Annotated in this window: 17 protein-coding genes and 1 pseudogene; 7 read left to right on the top strand and 11 right to left on the bottom strand. The window is 35.2% G+C overall.

What is annotated here, in order from left to right; all coding sequences use genetic code 11:
- The 6 genes and pseudogenes from IR213_RS07780 to IR213_RS07755 form a co-directional block, all read right to left on the bottom strand.
- Positions 1–253 (bottom strand): annotated as a pseudogene (locus tag IR213_RS07780) (IS5/IS1182 family transposase); the annotation flags it as partial.
- A gap of 301 nt (positions 254–554) precedes the next feature.
- On the bottom strand, positions 555–2,024 hold the full coding sequence (gene ilvC, locus IR213_RS07775) for a ketol-acid reductoisomerase (RefSeq protein WP_194311742.1): 1,470 nt from the start codon (positions 2,022–2,024) through the stop codon (positions 555–557).
- 92 nt (positions 2,025–2,116) lie between these two features.
- On the bottom strand, positions 2,117–2,638 hold the full coding sequence (ilvN, locus tag IR213_RS07770; protein WP_194311741.1) for an acetolactate synthase small subunit: 522 nt from the start codon (positions 2,636–2,638) through the stop codon (positions 2,117–2,119).
- A gap of 155 nt (positions 2,639–2,793) precedes the next feature.
- Positions 2,794–4,491, bottom strand: coding sequence for a biosynthetic-type acetolactate synthase large subunit (gene ilvB, locus IR213_RS07765; protein ID WP_194311740.1), 1,698 nt, complete (start codon positions 4,489–4,491; stop codon positions 2,794–2,796).
- Positions 4,492–4,583: 92 nt separating this feature from the next.
- On the bottom strand, positions 4,584–6,257 hold the full coding sequence (ilvD, locus tag IR213_RS07760; RefSeq protein WP_194311739.1) for a dihydroxy-acid dehydratase: 1,674 nt from the start codon (positions 6,255–6,257) through the stop codon (positions 4,584–4,586).
- Positions 6,258–6,293: 36 nt separating this feature from the next.
- Positions 6,294–7,469: a 2-isopropylmalate synthase gene (locus IR213_RS07755; protein ID WP_194311738.1), complete on the bottom strand. Its 1,176-nt coding sequence runs from the start codon at positions 7,467–7,469 to the stop codon at positions 6,294–6,296.
- Positions 7,470–7,622: 153 nt separating this feature from the next.
- Here IR213_RS07755 and IR213_RS07750 point away from each other — a divergent pair, with 153 nt between their 5' ends.
- Positions 7,623–9,167, top strand: coding sequence for a hypothetical protein (locus IR213_RS07750; RefSeq protein WP_194311737.1), 1,545 nt, complete (start codon positions 7,623–7,625; stop codon positions 9,165–9,167).
- Positions 9,168–9,286: 119 nt separating this feature from the next.
- On the opposite strand, the gene IR213_RS07745 is transcribed toward IR213_RS07750, so the two are convergent.
- The 3 genes from IR213_RS07745 to IR213_RS07735 all read right to left on the bottom strand — a co-directional run bounded on the left by IR213_RS07745 (position 9,287) and on the right by IR213_RS07735 (position 13,299).
- Positions 9,287–11,455 carry a TonB-dependent receptor gene (locus tag IR213_RS07745; protein ID WP_194311736.1) on the bottom strand — a complete coding sequence of 723 codons (2,169 nt, stop codon included), beginning with the start codon at positions 11,453–11,455 and terminating at the stop codon, positions 9,287–9,289.
- Positions 11,456–11,723: 268 nt separating this feature from the next.
- Positions 11,724–12,200 carry a hypothetical protein gene (locus IR213_RS07740; RefSeq protein WP_194311735.1) on the bottom strand — a complete coding sequence of 159 codons (477 nt, stop codon included), beginning with the start codon at positions 12,198–12,200 and terminating at the stop codon, positions 11,724–11,726.
- Positions 12,201–12,402: 202 nt separating this feature from the next.
- Entirely contained in the window at positions 12,403–13,299 is an 897-nt protein-coding gene (locus IR213_RS07735) for a helix-turn-helix domain-containing protein (RefSeq protein WP_194311734.1), read from the bottom strand.
- Between the two features lie 213 nt (positions 13,300–13,512).
- Here IR213_RS07735 and IR213_RS07730 point away from each other — a divergent pair, with 213 nt between their 5' ends.
- From IR213_RS07730 to IR213_RS07715, 4 genes are all read left to right on the top strand, one after another.
- Complete coding sequence (locus tag IR213_RS07730) at positions 13,513–13,980, top strand: nuclear transport factor 2 family protein (RefSeq protein WP_194311733.1); 468 nt, start codon at positions 13,513–13,515, stop codon at positions 13,978–13,980.
- A 68-nt stretch (positions 13,981–14,048) separates the two neighbouring features.
- Positions 14,049–15,029, top strand: coding sequence for an aldo/keto reductase (locus IR213_RS07725; protein WP_194311732.1), 981 nt, complete (start codon positions 14,049–14,051; stop codon positions 15,027–15,029).
- Between the two features lie 573 nt (positions 15,030–15,602).
- A complete protein-coding gene (locus IR213_RS07720; RefSeq protein ID WP_194311731.1) occupies positions 15,603–16,661 on the top strand; it encodes an NAD(P)-dependent alcohol dehydrogenase in 1,059 nt (352 codons plus the stop codon).
- Positions 16,662–16,821: 160 nt separating this feature from the next.
- Positions 16,822–17,649, top strand: coding sequence for an alpha/beta hydrolase (locus IR213_RS07715; RefSeq protein ID WP_194311730.1), 828 nt, complete (start codon positions 16,822–16,824; stop codon positions 17,647–17,649).
- 55 nt (positions 17,650–17,704) lie between these two features.
- Here the strand turns inward: IR213_RS07715 and IR213_RS07710 are convergent, their stop codons facing one another.
- A complete protein-coding gene (locus IR213_RS07710; RefSeq protein WP_194311729.1) occupies positions 17,705–20,365 on the bottom strand; it encodes an MGH1-like glycoside hydrolase domain-containing protein in 2,661 nt (886 codons plus the stop codon).
- Between the two features lie 268 nt (positions 20,366–20,633).
- Here IR213_RS07710 and IR213_RS07705 point away from each other — a divergent pair, with 268 nt between their 5' ends.
- The gene (locus IR213_RS07705; protein WP_194311728.1) at positions 20,634–21,116 is read left to right on the top strand and encodes a DNA-deoxyinosine glycosylase; all 483 of its coding nucleotides are present in this window, start codon (positions 20,634–20,636) and stop codon (positions 21,114–21,116) included.
- 21 nt (positions 21,117–21,137) lie between these two features.
- On the opposite strand, the gene IR213_RS07700 is transcribed toward IR213_RS07705, so the two are convergent.
- Positions 21,138–21,902 (bottom strand): 5'-methylthioadenosine/adenosylhomocysteine nucleosidase, encoded by a 765-nt coding sequence (locus tag IR213_RS07700; RefSeq protein ID WP_194311727.1) that lies wholly within the window; start codon positions 21,900–21,902, stop codon positions 21,138–21,140.
- A gap of 297 nt (positions 21,903–22,199) precedes the next feature.
- Between IR213_RS07700 and IR213_RS07695 the strand changes: the two genes are divergently transcribed.
- Positions 22,200–22,919: a DUF4339 domain-containing protein gene (locus IR213_RS07695; RefSeq protein ID WP_194311726.1), complete on the top strand. Its 720-nt coding sequence runs from the start codon at positions 22,200–22,202 to the stop codon at positions 22,917–22,919.
- The last annotated feature ends 358 nt before the right edge of the window (positions 22,920–23,277 follow it).

Below are 23,277 nucleotides of genomic sequence, written 5' to 3'. Positions count from 1 at the left end.
CATAACGGGAACGTTCCACTACATCAACATCGGAAACGGTGTAAATTGTTTTCAGAAGTAAATACTTGAACATACGAACAGGACTTTCTGCCATACGACCATTATTGCTACAGTATTTATTGACCAATTCATCGTAAATAAAGGAAAAATCTATCAAATCGTTGATTTTTCTCAAAAGATTATTTTTTGGAATTATTAAATCATATGACGAAGAATGCTCGCTGAATTGTATTGTTTGTTGCTGTACTAACATCTATAAAGCCTTATAATTACAGCTAAATATACGAAAAAAGGAGTAGAGAAAATACGTTTTCTACTCCTTTTTATAACCATTCATAAACAATTTATTACTGAAAAGACTTTTTCAGCGCCCTCAGAAATACTGTCTCGTTTTTGTAACAATCTCTTAGGATTACTTCACTTAACCATTAACGCTGTTCAGGTTAAGTGATTGTAAATGACTATCTACATTAATTTCTTTAATAAATTTAACTAATTCAAAATATTATGAAATAAAAGATGTTTGTCAAAATCCCTGCACACCTAAGTGTTTATTATCCAATTTTTTTCATTGCCGTCATAGATTCTCTCAACCACGCTCCTACTTCTTCTATAGGATGTTGGCGAATTTCATTGTTTACTGCAATTAAAACTGCATTATCAACACCATTAGAAGTTGAAAATGGTTTCCCAATTACATTGGTTTCAATTGTTTTCATAAAATCAGCCAATAACGGTTTACAAGCGTGATCGAACAAATAACAACCATATTCTGCAGTGTCAGAAATGATTCGGTTCATTTCGTATAATTTTTTTCTGGCTACAGTATTGGCAATCAAAGGCAATTCGTGCAAAGATTCATAATAAGCAGATTCTTCGATTATTCCGGATTGTGTCATGGTTTCGAAAGCCAATTCTACACCTGCTTTTACCATTGCAATCATCAAAACCCCATTGTCAAAATATTCTTGCTCCGAAATATGAGCAGCAGTTGGTGCTGTTTTTTCGAAATTAGTTTCGGCAGTGGCAGCTCTCCAAGTCAATAGATTGATATCATCGTTTGCCCAGTCAATCATCATATTTTTTGAAAATTCACCAGAAATAATGTCATCCATGTGTTTTTGAAATAACGGACGCATGATATCTTTTAATTCTTCGGCAAGTTCGAAAGCTTCAATTTTTGAAGGATTGTTCAAACGATCCATCATATTGGTAATTCCTCCGTGTTTCAAGGCTTCAGTAACAGTTTCCCAACCGTATTGTATTAATTTTGAAGCATAAGCCGGTTCAATTCCTTTTTCGACCATTTTGTCAAAACACAAAATAGAACCGGTTTGTAACATTCCGCAAAGGATGGTTTGTTCTCCCATTAAATCCGATTTAACTTCAGCAACAAATGAAGAGTTCAAAACGCCTGCTTTGTGACCTCCAGTGGCAACAGCATATGCTTTTGCCTGAGCAAAACCTTGACCGTTTGGATCATTTTCTGGGTGTACTGCGATTAATGTTGGAACACCAAAACCTCTTTTGTATTCTTCACGAACTTCGGATCCCGGACATTTAGGAGCACACATAATAACAGTGATGTCTTTACGAATTTGCATTCCTTCTTCCACAATGTTAAAACCGTGAGAATAGGCTAATGTTGAACCTTTTTTCATCAAAGGCATAATAGCAGCAACAACAGCAGTATGTTGTTTGTCTGGCGTAAGATTACAAACCAAATCAGCCGTTGGAATTAATTCCTCATAAGTTCCCACTTTGAAACCATTGTCTGCAGCGTTCATAAAAGAAGCTCTTTTTTGAGCGATTGCTTCAGCACGCAAAGCATAAGAAATATCTAAGCCAGAATCTCTCATATTTAAACCTTGGTTTAAACCTTGAGCTCCGCAACCTACGATAACTACTTTTTTTCCTTTAAGGGCTGCTATTCCATCTGCAAATTCGGACTGATCCATAAATTCGCAAACGCCTAATTGTTCTAATTGTAATCTAAGTGGTAATGAATTGAAATAATTTGCCATTTTTTAATATTTAATAATTGTATAATTTATAATTTAATGATTTAGTGTAAGTTCACTTTGACAACTGTAACCTGCTACCTGCAATCTGAACGCTATTTTAGTTCTTCTAATAAAGTTGTTATTTCCATTTTTTCTTTAGAAACGGATATTCTTCCGGAGCGCACAAATTGCATAATTCCGAAAGGTTTTAATTTTTTGTATAAGTCTTCAATTTCAGAACGCTTTCCTGATTTTGAAATCACGAAAAAGTCTCTTGAAACCGTTACAATTTCCGAGTGGCTTTCTTTGATGATGTTTTGTATTTGTCTTTCGTCAAATAATAAACTGGACTCAATCTTAAAAATAGCACTTTCAAGGAAAATAGTTTCCTCGTCAATATGATAGAAAGCCTTGATGACTTCGATTTGTTTTTCGATTTGCCCAACAATGTTTTTTACCCATTTTTCAGAGGTGTTGACTACAATGATAAATCGAGAAACATTTTCGATTTCTGATTCGGATACATTTAGACTTAATATATTGATGTGGCGTTTTAAGAATATTCCAGATATTCTATTGAGTAAGCCAACGTTGTTTTCTGAATAAACAGAAATGGTGAATATTTTATTTTCCATAATTTTTATCCTCCCCAAGCCCCCTCGAAAGAGGAGGAGTCAAAACCGACAAAGGGAATATTTTAAATTTTTTATTACTAACTCAAAAAACACACTCTATTTACAATTACCTCTCTTACAGGTTCATTCCTCTTCAGGGAGGGCTGAAGAGGGGATTATTTTAATCGTATATCAGAAACCGAAGCTCCTGTTGGAATCATTGGGAATACATTGTTTTCTTTTTCGACCATAACTTCTAGGAAATAAGAATCTTTAGAAGCCAACATTTCGGCAACGGCACCATCCAACTCTTCTCTTTTAGTTATTTTTTTTGATTTTATATGATAGCCTTCTGCAATTGCAACAAAGTTTGGATTGGTCATTATGGTGGAAGCATATCTGCTGTCAAAAAACAGTTCTTGCCATTGGCGCACCATTCCTAAAAACTCATTGTTAAGTACAACAATTTTCACAGGAACTTTGGTTTGAAAAATGGTTCCCAACTCTTGAATAGTCATTTGAAAACCACCATCTCCTATTATAGCAACAACTTCACGATTTGGCATTCCCATTTTAGCTCCAATAGATGCAGGTAATGCGAATCCCATTGTTCCTAATCCTCCGGAAGTAATATTACTTTTGGTCCAATTAAATTTTGCATAACGACAGGCAAACATTTGGTGTTGACCAACATCAGAAACAATAATAGCGTCTCCATTTGAATGTTTGTTAATCATTTCTATAGTTTCACCCATAGAAATTCCACCATTTTTTGATGGGGTTAATTCTTCTTTAATGACAGTTTCAAATTCTATTTTGTATTTTTCCTTGAATTCATTGTGCCAAGATTCGTGAGTTTTACTTTCGATAAGCGGAATCAAAGCTTGCAAAGATTCTTTTACATCTGCCAAAACAGCCACGTTTGTTTTTACATTTTTATCAATTTCGGAAGGGTCAATTTCGAAGTGAATTACTTTGGCTTGTTTGGCATAAGTAGCTAAATTTCCAGTAACACGATCGTCAAAACGCATTCCAAGAGCAATCAAAACATCACATTCGTTAGTAAGTACATTTGGACCGTAATTCCCGTGCATACCTAACATTCCTACATTCAAAGGGTGGTCTGTGGGCAAAGCAGAAAGTCCCAAAATTGTCCAAGCTGCGGGGATTCCTGATTTTTCGATCAATATCTTTAATTCAGCTTCGGCTTGACCTAGGATAATTCCCTGTCCAAAAATAATATACGGTTTTTTAGCACTATTAATTAAATCCGCAGCTTCCTTTACTTTTTCAAGATTTAAAGTTGGTTTTGGATTATAACTTCTAATTCCGGTACATTTTTTATAATTAAATTCAAGTTCATCAAACTGAGCATTTTTCGTAATGTCAATTAAAACAGGGCCCGGACGACCTGATTTTGCAATAAAAAAAGCTTTGGCAATGATTTCCGGAATTTCGGAAGCTTCAGTAATTTGATAATTCCATTTGGTTACCGGAGTTGAAATTCCGATAATGTCTGTTTCCTGAAAAGCATCTGAACCCAATAAATGTTTCCCTACTTGACCGGTGATACAAACCATTGGAGTGGAATCAATCTGAGCATCGGCAATTCCGGTTACTAAGTTTGTTGCACCGGGACCTGAAGTCGCGATAGCTACACCCACTTTTCCTGTAGCTCTTGCATACCCTTGGGCAGCATGGGTAGCACCTTGTTCGTGGCGCACCAATACGTGATGCAATTCGTCTTTAAATTTATATAATTCGTCATAAACCGGCATTATGGCACCGCCGGGATATCCATAAACCAAGTCTACTCCTTCTTCCAGTAAACATCTAATAACGGCTTCTGCGCCTGATATCTTATTATTTTTCATTTTTTGTTTTTTTTCCTCTCCCCGACCCTCTCCAAAGGAGAAGGAGCTAATACTGGCAAAGGAGAGTATATTTATTTTTTTTAACTGAAATCTTATTTATCGGTTACACACCCTGTTGAAGCACTTGAAACGGATCTTGCATATTTTAGCAAAACTCCTTTTGTAGCTTTTAATGGGGGCTGAATCCAAGCTGCTTTTCTTTTTGCAAATTCTTCATCAGAAATTTTTAAATTGATAATGTTTTTTACAGCATCAATTGTAATTAAATCACCGTTTTCCACTAGAGCAATTCCACCACCATCATAAGCTTCTGGCGTTATATGTCCTACCACAAAACCGTGCGAACCTCCAGAAAATCTACCATCTGTAATCAAAGCAACACTGCTTCCCAATCCAGCTCCCATAATTGCCGAAGTTGGTTTTAACATTTCTGGCATTCCTGGCCCACCTTTTGGTCCGCAGTATCTAATGACGACTACATCTCCTGGTTTTACCATTCCACTTTGAATTCCTGGAATAACAGTAAATTCACTTTCAAAAACTACAGCAGTTCCCTCAAAATATTCTCCTTCATTTCCGCTAATTTTAGCAACACAACCTTCCGAAGCTAAGTTTCCGTATAAAATTTGAATGTTTCCAGTAGCTTTCAACGCTTTTTGGATTTCGTGAACTACTTGTTGTCCATCATTCAAATCAGGAACATTTGCCAAGTTTTCAGCAATTGTTTTTCCGGTTACGGTCAAACAATCTCCGTGAAGCAAACCTTCTTTTAATAAATATTTCATAACTGCAGGAACACCTCCAACAGCATGTAAATCTTCCATCATATATTTTCCACTTGGTTTCAAATCAGCAAGCATAGGCGTTTTATCACTTATTGCTTGAAAATCTTCCAAAGTAATTTCGATATCAACTGAATGCGCCATTGCAATTAAGTGCATAACAGCATTAGTAGAACCACCCAAAACAGCTACAATAGTAATAGCGTTTTCGAAAGCTTTACGAGTCATAATATCTCTTGGCTTAATATCTTTTTCCAATAATATTCTGATGGCTTTTCCGGCATCATCACATTCTTTCTTTTTATCTTCACTCAAAGCTGGATTCGAAGAACTATAAGGTAAACTCATTCCTAAAGCTTCAATTGCCGAAGACATTGTGTTCGCCGTATACATTCCGCCACAAGCACCAGGCCCTGGGCAAGAATTTTGAATAACGCCTTTAAAATCTTCGTCAGAAATAGTTTTGTTTAATTTTTTTCCCAAGGCTTCAAAAGCAGAAACTATATTGAGATGTTCTCCTTTCCAACGTCCGGAATTAATGGTACCGCCATAAACCATAATTGAAGGACGATTTACTCTTCCCATAGCGATTAAAGCTCCGGGCATATTTTTATCACAGCCAGGAATGGCTATCAAACCATCATACCATTGTGCACCCATTACGGTTTCGATAGAATCAGCAATTACATCGCGGGAAACTAATGAAAAACGCATTCCTTCCGTTCCGTTCGAAATTCCGTCGCTTACGCCAATAGTGTTGAAGATTAATCCCACTAAATCGGCATCCCAAACTCCTTTTTTTACATCTTTGGCCAAATCATTCAAGTGCATATTGCAAGTATTGCCTTCATAGCCCATACTTACAATTCCTACTTGTGCTTTGTTTAAATCCTCTTCAGTTAAACCAATTCCGTACAACATTGCTTGTGCTGCAGGTTGTGTTACATCTTGTGTTATGGTTTTACTGTATTTATTTAATTCCATTATATATTTTTTCTAATTTTTTTAATTTTTTTAATATCAGCTTCTGATTAAATCACCTTCGATTTTACAGGCTTCAATAATTTGATGAATATCATCATCCAGTACTTCTTTTTTAATATCTGCAAATTTCAAGAACTCAACATATACAATATCTAATTGTACTTTTGTCAATTCGTAACCTACTTTTTTAGCTCTGTAGGCCAATGCTGCCCTACCGCTTCTTGCAGTAAGAATGATGGAAGATTCATTGACTCCGACTTCCAAAGGATCCATAATTTCATATGTTTCCCTGTTTTTTATTATACCATCCTGATGAATGCCTGAACTGTGTGAGAAGGCGTTTGCACCAACAATAGCTTTATTGGGTTGCACCATCATTCCCATACTTTCTGAAACCAATCGGCTCATTTCGTTCAATTGACGGCTGTTGATATTGGTATCTAAATTCAGATAAGGGTGTTGTTTTAAGACCATTACAACCTCTTCAAGTGCTGTGTTTCCTGCTCTTTCACCAATTCCGTTTATGGTACATTCTATTTGTCTGGCTCCATTGATAACTCCGGAAATAGAATTGGCAGTGGCCATTCCTAAATCATTATGACAATGGCAAGAGAGGATTACGTTTTCAATCCCTTTTACGTTTTCTTTTAGGTATTTAATTTTTTCTCCATATTCGTGAGGAAGGCAATAACCAGTTGTATCTGGAATATTAAGCACAGTAGCACCTGATTTTATTACCTCTTCGCAGACTCGTGCCAAGAAATCATTTTCAGTTCTTCCGGCATCTTCAGCATAAAATTCTACATCTTCAACGTAAGATTTTGCATAAGAAACAGCATATTTTGCTCTGGCAATAATGTCTTCTCTGGTAGAATTAAGTTTGTGTATGATATGGGATTCTGAAGTCCCTATTCCCGTGTGAATACGAGGCTTTTTTGCATATTTTAATGCAGCGGCTGCAACATCAATATCATTTTTAATAGCTCTTGTAAGTCCGCAAACCGTAGCATTTTTTATAATCTTGCTTATTTCTGAAACGGATAAAAAATCTCCGGGGCTAGAAACAGGAAAACCTGCTTCGATAATATCGACTCCCATTTCGTCGAGCCGTGCTGCAATTACAAGTTTTTGGCTGGTATCTAATTTACATCCTGGGACCTGTTCTCCGTCTCTTAAAGTGGTATCAAAAATTTGGACTTTCTCTCTATTCATTTTAAAATATTTAATGTAATTTCACATCTTTGAACAAAAATAGATTTCATTACTTTAATATAAAATTCATTTTTATGAATTATACTGTTTATAAGGTAAGTAATAACTATATAAACACCTAGTATACAACAAGTTACATTACTATATTTTACAATGGCTAACCATCAAAAAGATTCTTTATTTGTATTGATAAAATCACTTTCAAAGTCTGAAAAAAGACAATTTAAGATTTTTGCCAGTCGTCTCGAAACAAGTTCCAATACAAAGTTTATCGAATTGTTCAATATTTTAGACAAATCGGAAGGCTATGATGAGAAAATTATCCTGAAAAGTGGCATTATCAAAAAAGTGCAATTATCCAATCTTAAATCTTATTTATACAAACAAATTTTGGTGAGTATTCGATTGAATATTCCCAGTCAAAACATTCGCTATCAATTAAGGGAACAAATCGATTTTGCTGCTATATTGTACAATAAAGGCTTGTACAAGCAGAGTTTGAAAATATTGGATAAAACCAAGCAAATTGCCTTGGAAAATGACGAAAAATATATGGCTTATGAGATTGTGGAATTCGAAAAACTAATCGAATCGCAATACATCACCCGAAGTATGCAAGGTCGCGCCGACGAATTGGTAATTCAGGCCAAGGAATTGAATTATAAAAATACCATTTCAAGCAAATTGTCAAATTTATCCCTGCAATTGTATGGTATTATGCTGAAAACTGGCTATGTGAAAAGCGATGAAGAGTACAAATATATTGACGATTATTTCAAGAAACACATTTCGAAATTTGATGAAAAAAAGTTTGGGTTTCGCGAAAAATACTGGTTTTATAATGCCAATCTTTGGCGTAGTTTTTTAGTTCAGGACTTTTTGGCTTGCTATAAATATTCACACAAATGGGTGACTCTTTTCTATGATAACGAAAATATGATTTTCCTGAATCCGGTATTTTTTCTGAAAGGAAACCATTATCTTTTAGAGTCTTTATTTATGCTGAAATACAAATCAAATTTCAAAAGATATTTAGAATTACTAGAAGAAACCATCAGCGATCCGCGCTTTCCCGTGAATGATAATATTGCGTCTCTATCGTTTTTATATTTATACAACAACAAACTGAATTATCACATTCTGGAAGGTACTTTTGCCGAAAGTGAATACCTGATTCCGGAAGTGTTAGAAAAAATAAACCTGCACAGCGAGCATCTTGACGAGCATCACGAAATGTTATTTTACTATAAAATTGCAAGTATTTATTTTGGCAACGAAAAATACAATGAATGCGTATTCTATCTTGAAAAAATCATAAACAACAAAAACCTTTACGTTCGGGAAGATTTAGCGTGTTTTGCCCGTCTATTATGCCTGATTGCACATTACGAATCAGGAAAAGATTTTAACTTAGAAAATCAGTTGGTCAGCACCTATAAATTTCTAATAAAAATGAATGATTTACACGAAGTCCAAAAAGAAATCATTCGCTTTTTGAAAAAATTAAGCACCATTTATCCAAGCGACATCAAAAAAGAATTTATCAAAGTGAAAGAACGTTTCGTTGAATTGGAAAAAAACACCTATGAGAAAAGGGCTTTTCTTTATCTGGACATTATCTCTTGGTTAGAAAGTAAAATCGAAAACCGAAAAATTAGCGACATAATAAAAGAAAAAGCGAAGTTGAGTAATAGGTAAATCTTATGGTCTAAAATTACTGGTGATAGTAATTTTTTCCAAATAATAGAGTTCCCATGTTAAGAGTTTATTTGTAATTTCTCTCGTTGGTTGTAATAAAACATTGTATTTTGAAGCCATTACAACCAAATTTTACAACCTCCATTGAGAATGAAACCTTCTGTTGGGGTGTAAATTTCTCTGAATTCAGGGTTTTGAATCGTACCCGAATACAAACTTTCCCATTTTGATTGTCGGGTGTCCAAAAAGTTTTCGAGGTTTAAAAACAAACTGAAATGTTTAAATTTATATTCTCCTGAAATGCCAGTAACCCAATAATCACGAACTTTTTCATTGTTTGTTAAATATTGTTCCCCTACATAATAGAGTTCATAGCCTAATCGCAACTTTTCATTCCACTCGTACATAGCATCTAAGTTGAGATGGTGTTTTGCTGTTAAAGGATTGACAGATGAAACGTGATTGTAATTTCTGTTTACATCGGTATAAGTATACCCCAAAAAGCATGAAATATTATCAAGCCGAAGCTTGATTGTTGATTCAAAACCTTTGGACTCCAAATATCCATTCGCATTTTCAAAAGAAAAATCACTTCTGTCAGCAACTGGATTTAGCACCAAAGGATTTTTAATACTTGTATAAAAAAACAATTGATTGAATGAAAAATTAATGTCCCCAAAAAGGATTTTTTTATAATTAAGGTCAGCATTTAAACCATATGATCTTTCAGGACTCACTTTTGTAAAGTCAAGCGGATTGATATTCTGAAAGGCTTTTTCTTCGGCTTCTTCTGAGAAAATTGTAGGTGTTTTGTAGCCTAAACCACCACCAATCCTTGAAGTGAGCTGGTCTGTTATTTTATACAACAATGACAAACGGGGCAATACAAAAAGATTCTTTCTATTCGTTATATCAAAACGCAAACCACTTTCCACAATAAATTTCTCGGAAACCCTTAGATTGTTTTGGGCAAATATTCCAAAAGCAGCACTGTAATAATCTAATTTGTCAGTAACTATATTAATTTGCCTAAAATTTTCGGAAACCAAATTTGCTCCTAAATTCCATTCTGATTTTTCTTTTGGAATCAAGTAATTGGCTTCGCTAAAAGTGGCTAGCTGTTGCCCTTCAAAGAGGTAGGCCGACCGCTCAATTGTCCTGTTAAAATATCCAATGCTATTTTTAATTGTCAGTCTGTTTTTATTGGAAAATGTCTTTTCAAATTTTGCCAACGATGCATATCGATTTGCATTGTTGGTTTCAAAATACGAGTGAATGGTATGGGCATCGTTATTTATTACCTGCAAATCTCCGCCTGTACGTATTTCGAATCCTGCATTTACACCAAAACTAAAAGTCGTTCTGTCATCCAGATAATAAAAAAAATTAGGATTAATGGAATACCGACTGTATTTTGGAATGTCTGAAAAGCTGTCATTATTATTGTCGTAAGCTTTTTGAAAATTACCCGAAGTGTAAATGGTAATTCCTGTTTTCTTATATCTTTCAGCATAAAAACCGCTTAAATCTAAAGCATTAGTTTGGTTTGTGTTTGCTAAAAATGAGATTTCTCTTTTGGCTGTTGGTTCTTTTGTAATCAAGTTTATAAGACCCGCAATTGCTCCGCCACCGTACAAAGTTGATGTAGAACCTTTGATTACCTCTACTCTTTTTAAATTCAAAGGAGGGATTTGCAAAACACTCAAACCACTAGCAAAACCCGAATACAACGGAAAACCATCTTGCAAAAGCTGGGTGTATTTACCGTCCAAGCCTTGTATGCGTATGCTGGCACTCCCAGAAACCTGCGATGTTTGTTGTGTTTGAACGCCTACAATTTCAGAAACCAACATTTTAATATTTCCTGGCTGCATCACTGACTTTTCTTCCAAGTCGGCTAATGGAATGCCTTCAATTCGTGTAGGAATATCTTTTATATTTCGGCTGCTTCTTGTGGAAGAAACTATTTTCACTTCTTCTAATTCCTCAGATAAAGGTTCTAAAAACAGTGTGATGGTGTCACTTTGATGGAATACGATATTCTTTTCGTTTTCTGTATATCCAAGTGATTTAATGAGGATGGTTTGCTTTCCATTTGAAATGTTTTTAAGTTTAGCAAGACCTTTATCGTCAGAAGTCACACTGTTTTGAGTTCCTTTTAAAAGTACAACAACGCCACTTAAAGGTTTATTGGTTTTTCCGTCTTTGATTATGGTTTTGAAAGTGTTTTGAGCAAAAACATTTGTTGAGAAAGTGATGATAAAAAGTAGCGAAAGTATTTTTTGCATTTTATTTTTAGGTCGTTATTTGATTGCAAAGTTAGCAAATAAAGAGGTGGAAATTTGTGAAGGATTGCAGTTAGCAGAGCCGATTTGTTTTCAAGTTATCATTAATAGATATCTTTGCATTCTTTAAATAAGTGATACTAAATTTCTATAGCTTTATCATTTAAATTAGCATCTAACTTTTATTACTTCATTACTGATGCAATTAATAGTTTAGGACAATCATTAACTATTAACTTATTAAAATATAAATAGTTATTTTATTTATACCTTATTTATCGATGCAGTCCACCTTTGTAAATTTATATTTCACATTATCAAAATCAATAGGTTTGCCTTTTACAAAATATGATGCACCCATTGTTGTTTCTATTTCTCCATTGCCTAAAATGAGTTCGTTTCCTCGTTTTAAGAATGCCATTGGGTTTTTGTAAGTTATTTGTTTATTTGCTTCTAATATAAAAGTGTAGGCCACAAATAATGTATCACCATGGAATTCTCCAGCGATTTTACCTATCTTTTTTGCCCTGTTAAAGACTTTCATAACCATATTACCGGTTATTTTTTCTTTTTTTAAAGTATTGATTTTTAAATCAATAGTATCATTGTCATAAAGTGCTTTATAGCATTGTACGCTTACCGGTTTTTCCGAAGAAATCAGAGTTGCTTTAACGTCTTTTTGGTTTTTATTACAGCTTTCGAGCGCAATGCAAACTAACAGCAAACAAAACAGTCCTAGATTTTTCATAACAGTATATTTTTTAGTTTATAATAGCATTAACTAATGCTAATTTACGCAAAAATAGTGTGTATACATAAAGATTTGATATTTATATTTAGCTGATAATCCATTTATTACCTACAAATAACATCCTAAATCTTGTCCTTTGCCGCATATCCCACTTTCAATTAAGAACCTTATAATTTAAAAATCATCACAAATTTAAACTCTAATTTAACGTTCTGTATTCATTAGGCGTACAACCGGTGTTTTTTTTGAACATTCGGTTGAAATGCTGAGGGTATTTAAACCCAAGTTCAAAAGCGATCTGGCTGATTGATTTTTCGATATCGAAGATTTTTTCCTTGGCTGTATCCATCAATTTCAATTGGATGTGTTCCTGGGCGGATTTTCCCGTTTCTTTTTTGATTAAATCCCCGAAATAATTGGGAGAAAGATGCAAACAATCCGCAAAATAGCCAACAGATGGAAGCCCTAAATCCTTGGTGGTTTCGGATTGGAAATACTCATTCAACAAGTTTTCGAATTTTGACAAAATATCAGTGTTGATGTTTTCACGGGTGATGAACTGCCTGTCGTAAAACCGAACACAATAATTGAGCAACAACTCGATGTTGTTAGCCATAATGCTTTTACTATGTTTATCAATAGACTGGTTTAGTTCGTATTTGAGTTTGCCGAATAAATCTTTTACAATTTGTTGTTCTTTTAAAGACAAATGAAGGGCTTCGCTAGACTCGTATGAAAAAAAGGAATACTGGATCATTTTTTTTCCCAGTGCAGTTCCCTTGATTAAATCAGGGTGAAAAAGGATTGCCAGACCTGAAGGCTGAAAATTTTCATCATTATTGACTTCTATCACTTGACCTGGGGCAACAAAAACCATTGTTCCTTCATCATAATCGTAGGTATTGCGTCCATATTTCAATTCTCCGCAATGAATCCCTTTTAAAAATATGGCATAGAAGCCAAAATGGATTCGACAATGGTTTGGTAATGCTTTCGTTTTCGAATTATCGAAAACGCTTATCAAAGGATGTTGGGTTTCAATATCCTTTAGCGCATTGTATTGGGAGATTTTTTCCAGTTTTATAATGGTATCCATACTGAATTCCTTAAATTTATAGTACAAATATACTACCCAGATTGTTACGATGTTAGCACAAATACCCAAATCAGTAATAATGGTACTAACATCCGTAATCTGTATACCAAAAAACAACGACTATTGCGGGAAATTTGTACCGTCAATATACCAAGGAAAAATTTGAAAAACTTAAAGATTTATAAACAGTAGAAACACATTAAAATACATACTATGAAAACATTAATTATTGGACTGTTGACAGTCGTAAGTATGAACTATTCTTTTGCACAAGAAAATAAAACAAACACAGTTGTTCCGGGTTACACAAAAGCGGAACAAGAAGTGATTCAACTTTCAAAAGATAAATGGCAATGGATGGCCGATAAAAATGTTGATCGTCTTACAGCTTTGTTTAATGATAAATCTGTTTTTGTCCATATGGGCGGATCTTGGGGAAAAGAACAGGAAGTCAATGTTATTAAAAGCAGTAGCATTTGGTACAAGAAAGCGGATATTCATGAAGTGTCCATAAATATCATTGACCATACGGCGATACTTTTAAATAAAATTACCTTATTGGCGGAAGTTGGCGGGAATGAAGTCACCAATCCGTTTATTGTAACTGAAGTATATATCAGACAGAAAGGTAAATGGACTTTGGGTTCCCTTTCGTTCACTAAACAGCTTGGTCCGCAATAAAATTGAAATAAAAAAAATGAAAGTTGGTGCATCTTCATGCGACTTCTAACTATTAAAGTTGAACTATTATGAAAACAAGAAAATTAGGAAACAGCGGATTGGAAGTATCCGCTTTAGGAATGGGTTGTATGGGTCTGAATTTTGGTTACGGTCCCGCAACCGACAAAGAACAAGGGTTACAATTAATCAGAGAAGCTTACGAACAAGGTATTACCTTTTTTGATACCGCTGAAGCCTATGGCAAAGCCAATGAAGAACTAGTTGGAGAAGCCTTGGCACCGTTTAGAAAAGAAGTGGTTATTGCCACTAAGTTTGGCTTTAAAGAGGGAGATTCAAACCAAGGATTAGACAGCACTCCAAAAAGAATAAGAGCTGTTGCCGAAGCATCTTTAAAAAGATTAAAAACCGATGTGATTGATTTATTTTACCAACATCGTGTGGACACAAACATACCCATTGAAGATGTTGCTGGAACCGTTAAGGATTTAATTGCAGAAGGAAAAGTAAAACATTTTGGACTTTCGGAAGCGGGTGTTGAATCAATACGTAAAGCCCATGCTATTCAGCCTGTAACCGCTTTGCAAAGCGAATATTCCATTTGGTGGAGAGAACCCGAAAAAGAAATAATTCCAACTCTTGAAGAATTAGGCATTGGGTTCGTGCCATTTAGTCCGTTGGGCAGAGGATTTCTGACCGGTGCCATAACTGAAAATACTAAATTTGACCCAACCGATTTCCGGAATATTGTTCCTCGATTTAGTGAGCAAAACAGAAAAGCCAATCAAGTATTGGTTGATTTATTAAAAGTCATTGCAAAAGATAAAAATGCTACTCCTGCACAGATTGCGCTTGGTTGGTTATTGGCACAAAAACCATGGATTGTTCCTATTCCTGGAACTACAAAGTCACATCGATTGACGGAAAATATTGGCGGTGCTTCCATTATTTTATCAGCGATTGACATTGCAGCAATAGATGAAGCCTTTGCAAAAACAAACGTTCAAGGAGACCGATATCCTGCACATTTACAAAAAAATGTAGGGAAGTAAAAGATATAAAAAATGAAAAAATAAACGTAATAGTCGTTATCGGTACAGGATTAATTAGCAAAGCCATAGGGCGGTGTTACCTCAGCCTATTGGTATGGTGTACTAGCGCCAAAATCGGAATGATTTATACATAATTCCGAAAGTAAAATTCAACAATTTTAAATTTGGGAAAAATAATCATTATCGGCACAATCGGAAGCCGTTGTAAAAGCGATACGGGGAACCTAAGCGAAAAGAATTATTACCATCATTCCTAAAACTATTTATAAAACGCCCTTGAAACCCATCTAAATATCTTATCAAGAGTAGGCGGAAGTACCAAAAATTTGAACCTTGATTATTCCATTTAACGCCCCAATTGATTTATCTTTGACGATGAAACAGATTATGCCTTTATAATTAAAGGAAAAACGGAAAGGAGTTTCGCCATTTCAAGAAAAAGCATTACCTTTTTTATAGCGACTCTTATAGAAAATTCCGATTTGCACAAAACAAAAATTAGGAAATTAGCAGACCCAATTAACTGAAAAAAAAGCTATTAGCACATTAAAATAAATAAAATTTAAAACAGAAATGAAAACAGCAAACGTAAAAGCATTTGGCACAAAAGCAACCGATGCTCCTTTGAAAGAAATGACGATTGACCGCAGAGATGTGACTGCAAAAGACATTGAAATTGAGATTTTGTATTGTGGTGTTTGCCATTCCGATTTGCACACTGCAAGAAATGATTGGGGATTTACGGTGTATCCTTCGGTTCCGGGTCACGAAATTGTGGGTCGAGTAACCAAAGTAGGAAGTGAAGTAACTAGACTTAAAGTAGGTGATATTGCAGGCGTTGGATGTTTAGTAGATTCTTGCCAAACTTGTGAGAGCTGCAAAAAAGACTTGGAGCAATATTGCCTGACCGGATTCACCGGAACTTATGGCAGTGCTGATAAACATTTAGGCGGTTTCACTTTTGGAGGTTATTCTGAAAAAATTGTTGTGGACGAACATTTCGTTTTAAAAGTTCCTTCTAATTTAGATTTGGCTGCCGTAGCTCCATTGCTATGTGCCGGAATTACTACTTGGTCTCCACTTCGTCATTGGAATGTTACAAAAGGGAGCAAAGTTGCCGTTGTTGGTTTAGGCGGACTGGGTCATATGGCTATCAAATTAGCCAAAGGTTTAGGTGCCGAAGTGACTCTTTTTTCCAGAAGTCCTGGCAAAGAAAAAGATGCTTTAGTATTAGGAGCCGACGCCGTAATTATTTCTACTGACAGCAACCAAATGAATTCGGTAAGCGGAAAATTTGATTTGATTATTGATACAGTTCCTTATGTTCACGATGTGAATCCGTATGTAGCGACTCTGAACATTAGTGGCACATTGGTTTTAGTTGGTTATTTAGGTGGTTTGGAACCTTTTTTAAATACAGTTCCAATGATTTTGGGACGAAAATCTATAGCGGGTTCTCTTATTGGAGGAATAGCCGAAACTCAAGAAATGCTAGATTTTTGTGGCAAACACAATATCGTTTCGGAAATTGAAATCATCAAAATGCAAGATATCAACGAAGCATACGAGAGAATGCTCAAAAGTGATGTGAAGTATCGTTTTGTGATTGATATGGCTTCTTTGAAAGAATAAAAATCATATAATTTTAAGCCGTTGGGTATAATTATTTGAAGTAAAATAAATGGATTATATCTTTCAAAAAAACAATGGATACTTAAAAAAAGTTACCCATTGCTCTATAAACATCCCAGGCAATTAATAAAGGAACCAAATATCGCTTTAAAATAAACTTATGAAAAAAATCATTTTTCTTCTGCTCTTTATCACTACACTGTCAGTAAAAGCTCAGCAAGATTATGAAACGGAGAAGGATATTCCGTATTATGCCGATTCCATTTCTCAAAAAGATGCTTATCTTGCTTCGCTATGTACCTTAGATATTTATTATCCCAAAGGTTTAAAAAACTTTGCCACCATTGTATGGTTTCACGGAGGTGGCCTGACTGGCGGAAAGAAGGAAATACCCGAAGCACTATTAAATAAAGGTTATGCCGTCATAGGAATTGGATACCGACTTTCTCCAAAAGTGACTGCACCCAAATATATAGAAGATGCAGCTGCAGCAGTAGCATGGACATTTCAAAACATCAGCCGCTATGGAGGCAATCCCAATCTTATTTTCATTTCGGGACATTCAGCAGGCGGATATTTGGGTTTGATGATTACTCTTGACAAAAAGTATTTAAAAAAATATGATATCGATGCTAATCGAATTGCCGCCCTTATCCCTTTTAGCGGACAGGCCATCACCCACTTTACCATTCGCAAAGAAAAAGGAATTCCCGACACTCAGCCGACTATTGACGAATATGCACCGCTTTACTTTGTCCGTGCCGATGCCCCGCCCCTATTGCTTATTACCGGTGATCGTGAAATGGAACTTTTGGGTCGCTATGAAGAAAATGCGTATCTCCTTAGAATGATGCAATTAACGGGAAATACCCAAACGACGCTCTATGAATTGCAGGGTTTCAATCATGGTAACATGCCTGAGCCTGCTTTCCCTTTATTGCTTAAAAAAGTGGATGAGGTTACCAAAGTAATTTTAGGAAAACAATAGCTTCTAGTTTTAAAAAAAAAATGTTCTATGTTTATACATCCTTTTTACTCCAATACTATTTCTCTTCTTCGTGCAAATGTCTAATGATTTCGGCAATGAGTCCTGTCCATCCGGTTTGATGATTTGCACCTAGGCCTTTTCCTGTATCTCCATCGAAATACTCAAAAAACAAATGATTTTTATTAAAAAGGGAGTCCTTTTGAAATTTTTCATATTCGCCATACATTGGAATTTTTTTGTTGATATCTGGGATAAATATCGCCAATAATCTTTTGGCAACGCCCTCTGAAGCTTCCTTTAGAGTCATTACTTTACCAGAATCGGTTGGGTATTCTACTTTGAAATCGTTACCGTAATAACTGTGAAATTTTTCTAATGAATCTAAAATCAAATAGTTCATAGGAAACCAAATAGGTCCTCTCCAATTGGAGTTTCCCCCAAACATATCTCCTGTGGCTTCGGCCGGTGTATAATCTACCTGAATAGTTCCTCCATCATGTTTAAATTTATAGGGATTCTCCTTGTGGTATTTGGATAAGGAACGAACGCCAAAATCGGACAAGAATTCTTTTTCATCAAACATACGTTTTAGAATCATTTTCATCCTATGACCTCTAAGAGTAGAAAGCAAACGGGTTTCTCCTTTACCGGGCGTGTACCAACTAGAAACTAAACTAGCCAAGTCAGGACGATTTTTCAGAACCCAATCTACTCGACGCTTGAATAATGGCAATTTTCCCAGCAAATCCGGGGTTAATACTTCGACAGCAAATAGCGGAATTAGGCCAACCATCGAACGAATTTTTAACAATTCGGCATCACCATTATGTTTGTGAAGCATATCATAATAAAACTGATCCTCTTCGTCCCAAAGGCTTATGTGATTGTCTCCTAAAGATTTCATTGCTCCTGAAATATGAAGAAAATGCTCAAAGAATTTGGACGCCATATCCTGATAAACTGGGTTTTTTAGTGATATTTCACAGGCAATCCGCAACATATTTAAGCAATACATTGCCATCCAGCCTGTTCCATCGGCCTGTTCTAAGTGACCGCCTGTAGGCAAATCAGCGGAGCGATCAAATACCCCAATATTATCCATTCCGAGGAATCCACCGCCAAAAATATTATTGCCATTTTCATCTTTTAAATTCACCCACCACGTAAAATTAAGTAGTAGTTTATGAAAAATACGTTCCAAGAAAACCGTATCTCCAACACCTCCATTGGCTTCTTTGTCAATTTCATATACTTTCCAAGTAGCCCAAGCATGAACGGGTGGATTTACATCCGAGAACGACCATTCATAGGCCGGAATTTGCCCGTTAGGATGCATATAATATTCCCGAAGAATAACTAATAATTGTCTTTTGGCAAAATCAGGATCCAATCTAGCCAAAGGCAAGGTGTGAAAAGCCAAATCCCAAGCGGCAAACCAAGGATATTCCCATTTATCTGGCATAGAAAGAATATTGGAAGTATACAAGTGTTTCCACGTACTGTTTCTACCTTCATTTCTTCCTCTTTCTGGTTTTGGTGTTGATGGGTCACCTTTTAGCCATTCAAACACATTATAGTAATACCATTGTTTAGTCCAAAGCATACCGGCATAAGCCTGACGCTGAACGGATTTTAATTTTTCGTCTTTTACCCCTTTTTGAATGGGAGCATAAAATTCATCGGCTTCATTGATTCTTTTTTGGAAAATAGCATCGAAATCTTCAAAAGCATTGTCTGGAGAATTATTTGTAAATCGAAGGCGGTACACTTTTTTTCCTTTTGCCGGAATGATATCCTTATAAAGTACGGAAGCTTTGGTACCAATTCCTTCTAAATTTATACTCCTACGCTTTTTATTTATAACATAATCATTAATTCCATCTTTGGCATATGGTGATTGTGCTGGTGAACCGTATAATTTTTCGAAATTGGTTTTATTGTCACAAAACAGAAGATTTTTAGCCTTTTCAGCATACAAATTAAAGTGACCAACTAATCGGTGATTGACTTCTATTAACGATTTTCCAATACCCGTTAAAGTAGGTTTGTATTTGTAATTTTCGTATCCCCAACTCCAAGTATTCCTAAACCAGATAGTAGGTAAAACAGTAATTGGAGCAGCAACTTCAGCACGGTTTTCAACTGTAACTTTGATTAATATATCCTGCTCATCTGCTTTGGCATATTCTATAGTGATGTCAAAATATTCGTCGTTGTCAAAAACACCCGTGTCCAATAATTCGTATTCTGGTTCAAGGCGGGATCGTTTTTTGCTTTCTTCAATTAATTTTTCATACGGAAAAGCCGCATGTGGATATTTATAAAGCATTTTTTGATACGAATGTGTAGGAGTAGCATCTTGATAGAAATAGATTTCTTTGACATCTTCACCATGATTTGTTTCGGCTGGGGTTAAACCAAAATAGCGTTCTTTTAAAATTAGGTCTTTGTGATTCCAAAACGAAAAAGCAAAACAAATATGCTGTTTATTATCCGATATCCCGCCAATGCCTTCTTCTCCCCAACGATAGGCTTTGGAACGCGCCATATCGTGAGTTGTACTTCCCCATGCATAGCCGCTTTGGGAATAATCTTCTCTAACTGTCCCCCATTGACGATCGGTTAAATAAGGTCCCCACTTTTTCCAACCCTTATTGTCGGTTCTTAATTTTAAACGTGCTTTTTCTGCGTTAGTTTCGACCTCACCTTCTGACATACCTTCTGTTTTGATTCTGATTCGCAATGTATATAAAATGAGATAAAAAACAAGTATAAAATTGGCAAAAATAAAAGGTGAATATTAGTGAAAAGTAATTTATAAATTGTTTTATTAAATTATTTATAGAATTACATTAAAATCAGAATAAGTTATCCTTAAGATTGGTAAAATTGTTTGCCTATAAAGTACTAACAATAGATTAGTTCACAGAGCCGTGCTTACAGAAATGGAAATTTGAAGCTTAAATAAATAGTATCTTTGTTTCATGAAAAAATATTCTTTTCCTCCCATTTCCAATCCAAATGCCACTGTCTTGATTCTAGGGACGATGCCCGGTGTACAGTCGTTAGCATTAGGGCCGTATTATGGGAATCCAAGAAATGCTTTTTGGAAGTTACTTTTTTCTATTTTTGATAGCCCGTTTTCAACTGACTACGAAATCAGAAAAAGTATTTTATTGCAAAATCAGATTGCTTTGTGGGATGTTTTGGAAGCCTGTGTAAGAGAAGGAAGTCTGGACAGTGACATTGAGCAAGAAATACCCAATGATTTCAATTCATTTTTAAGCGAACATCCCCATATCCGGCAAATATATTTTAACGGACAAAAAGCAGCCGCCTATTTTAAGCATTATGTAAAGTCCGACAAGGACTATCTTCTGGTTACTTTGCCATCTACAAGTCCTGCCCACGCCGGGAAATCTTTTGAAATGAAATTACAAGAATGGTCTGTTATTGGCCAAAAATAAGTCCATACATTATTCTTTATTTTAAAACTGTTCATAAATATTTTTAATTATTTCGGCAGCATATTTACTGGAAATATTTTTAATAAAAAAGGGAAAATCAATGTGTGACTTGTCATCTGCTGTATCCGAAATGGTTCGCATAATGATGAAAGGAACTTCATATTCATAGCAAACCTGGGCTACCGGAGCTCCTTCCATTTCTACACACAAAACATTTGGCAATTGGGTATTGAGGGCCTGTTTTTGTTCCGTTCTGGAGAAAAACTGGTCTCCGCTGGCAATATCGCCAATAACTAATCTGGGTTGAGTAATGTTAAATTCCATCAATTCTTTATATCCAATAACGGCATGCAAACTTTTATTTTCAAAAACAGTATTTATGGCTTTTGCAGCTCTACCTAAGTCTGTTGTGTCACTTTCGAAATAAGTTTGAGAGAGCAATGGTATTTCATATTGTGGCATTAATGGTCGTGCATCCATGTCGTGCTGAATGAGTCTTTTACCTAACACGATGTCACCTATTTTTAAGTCTGCATTAATGGCTCCGGCAACTCCAGTAAAAAGCAATTCGGTTATTTTAAATTCGTGAATCAAAGTGGTAGCGGTGGTAGCTGCAGCCACTTTGCCCCATCTTGAAAATACCACTATAGTGTCAATCCCATTAATCTGACCCAAAAAGTAGGTGCGTTTGCCCATTGATAATTTTGTGCAATTCGTTAGTAAAGCCACAACTCCTTCAATTTCCTCTGGCATGGCACCCATAATTCCTATTGTTCTTTTTTTCATTTTGTTATTCTGGTTGCTGACTTTTTAATTTTGACTCATGCCAAAAGGTTTATACTCAAATCTGGCTTGGAGTAAATATAAGAGATTTAAATTCCAATCCCGCCTTTTTATAAAAATGATTTTGGATTGTATTTATAATAAACAGGACGGTAAAAAGTGTTAAAAGTGCCTCCCATTATGAAAAGATTGAATTGTGTTAAGAAGATATTTTGCCTTTTCAAAAAATGATTGTAGCTTTGGACGAGACATCCCCATTAGGGAAACTACCTTTTTAATAGCCTTTTAGTTTACTCTTTTATGAAGAAATACTTCCTACACAACGGAACTGAAAACAGTGGTCCATATGATTTGGACGAATTGAAAACCAAGAGTATCACTAAAACAACTCCAGTCTGGTATGAAGGTATGAAAAACTGGAAATATGCTGGGGAAATAGCCGAATTAAATACTATTTTTGCTACGGTTCCCCCTCCTATTTCTTCCTTTAAAACCCCTCCTCCAACTCCAAAAATGGAGCAAAAGTCTTCATCCCATAAAATTATTGGCTTGCCCAAGACCAGCTTTTTTGTGATTTTGACTGCTTTAGTAACACTAATTGGCATTAGCGTTTTAAATACCATGCAAGAAAACAGAAGTCAGGAATTAAAGCTCAAAAATCATAAAACCGAAGTTGAAAATTATCAATATGAGCTGCAACAAAAAGAAATAGCCAACCAAAAAATCATTGCCGCTCAAGAAGAAAAAGCAGCAGCAGAAAGAATGTTGAAAGAGAAAAAAAATGCTGGCAACAATAGGCTTTTGGTTATTCAGCAAATCATCGCCGAGTATCAAACCCAATTAAAAGAAACAGAGAAAAAATTAAATGATGTTTCCGGTTTTAAGTTGTTAAGAACCGCCTCAGAAAAAAAAGAGCAAATGAATCTGTTACAAAAAAATATAGATTCCTTTAAAATCGAAACGGTAAAATTGAAAAATGAATCCGATCAACTGAAATTAGAATTGGAGAAAACACAGTAAGTTTTCATTATCTTTTCTTTCAGAAGACTATATCTGTAAATCTTAATGAATTAAAATCGTATCATTAAACTTTGAATAAGCTTTTTGGAGTCCACCTTGATTGGCACTGGTTTTAAAAGCATATTAAATTCAGAGTTGATGGGTGGTTAAATACAATTTAAAAAAATCACTTTTTAAGTCAAGATTTTTTCTGCTCTGTCCCATCTCGAAAATTACCATTCAAAGCTTTCCTAACTCATAAAAACTATACTATAATTTTTTTTACATCTTATTACAATTATCATAATTTTTTGTATCTTCAACGTGTTGAATTTCAATACATTTAATAATATTTAGTCCATTTGTTTTTTTACAGAAA

This window comes from Flavobacterium soyangense (genome assembly GCF_015277675.1).
GTDB classification, from domain to species: domain Bacteria; phylum Bacteroidota; class Bacteroidia; order Flavobacteriales; family Flavobacteriaceae; genus Flavobacterium; species Flavobacterium soyangense.
The sequence above is the reverse complement of the archived record's forward strand: the minus strand, read 5'-3'. Positions and strand labels throughout refer to the sequence as shown.

Coding starts and splice junctions, on each gene's coding strand:
- ilvC (WP_194311742.1), bottom strand. CDS start 2,024: ATGGCAAATTATTTCAATTCATTACCACTTAGATTACAATTAGAACAA.
- ilvN (WP_194311741.1), bottom strand. CDS start 2,638: ATGGAAAATAAAATATTCACCATTTCTGTTTATTCAGAAAACAACGTT.
- ilvB (WP_194311740.1), bottom strand. CDS start 4,491: ATGAAAAATAATAAGATATCAGGCGCAGAAGCCGTTATTAGATGTTTA.
- ilvD (WP_194311739.1), bottom strand. CDS start 6,257: ATGGAATTAAATAAATACAGTAAAACCATAACACAAGATGTAACACAA.
- IR213_RS07755 (WP_194311738.1), bottom strand. CDS start 7,469: ATGAATAGAGAGAAAGTCCAAATTTTTGATACCACTTTAAGAGACGGA.
- IR213_RS07750 (WP_194311737.1), top strand. CDS start 7,623: ATGGCTAACCATCAAAAAGATTCTTTATTTGTATTGATAAAATCACTT.
- IR213_RS07745 (WP_194311736.1), bottom strand. CDS start 11,455: ATGCAAAAAATACTTTCGCTACTTTTTATCATCACTTTCTCAACAAAT.
- IR213_RS07740 (WP_194311735.1), bottom strand. CDS start 12,200: ATGAAAAATCTAGGACTGTTTTGTTTGCTGTTAGTTTGCATTGCGCTC.
- IR213_RS07735 (WP_194311734.1), bottom strand. CDS start 13,299: ATGGATACCATTATAAAACTGGAAAAAATCTCCCAATACAATGCGCTA.
- IR213_RS07730 (WP_194311733.1), top strand. CDS start 13,513: ATGAAAACATTAATTATTGGACTGTTGACAGTCGTAAGTATGAACTAT.
- IR213_RS07725 (WP_194311732.1), top strand. CDS start 14,049: ATGAAAACAAGAAAATTAGGAAACAGCGGATTGGAAGTATCCGCTTTA.
- IR213_RS07720 (WP_194311731.1), top strand. CDS start 15,603: ATGAAAACAGCAAACGTAAAAGCATTTGGCACAAAAGCAACCGATGCT.
- IR213_RS07715 (WP_194311730.1), top strand. CDS start 16,822: ATGAAAAAAATCATTTTTCTTCTGCTCTTTATCACTACACTGTCAGTA.
- IR213_RS07710 (WP_194311729.1), bottom strand. CDS start 20,365: ATGTCAGAAGGTGAGGTCGAAACTAACGCAGAAAAAGCACGTTTAAAA.
- IR213_RS07705 (WP_194311728.1), top strand. CDS start 20,634: ATGAAAAAATATTCTTTTCCTCCCATTTCCAATCCAAATGCCACTGTC.
- IR213_RS07700 (WP_194311727.1), bottom strand. CDS start 21,902: ATGAAAAAAAGAACAATAGGAATTATGGGTGCCATGCCAGAGGAAATT.
- IR213_RS07695 (WP_194311726.1), top strand. CDS start 22,200: ATGAAGAAATACTTCCTACACAACGGAACTGAAAACAGTGGTCCATAT.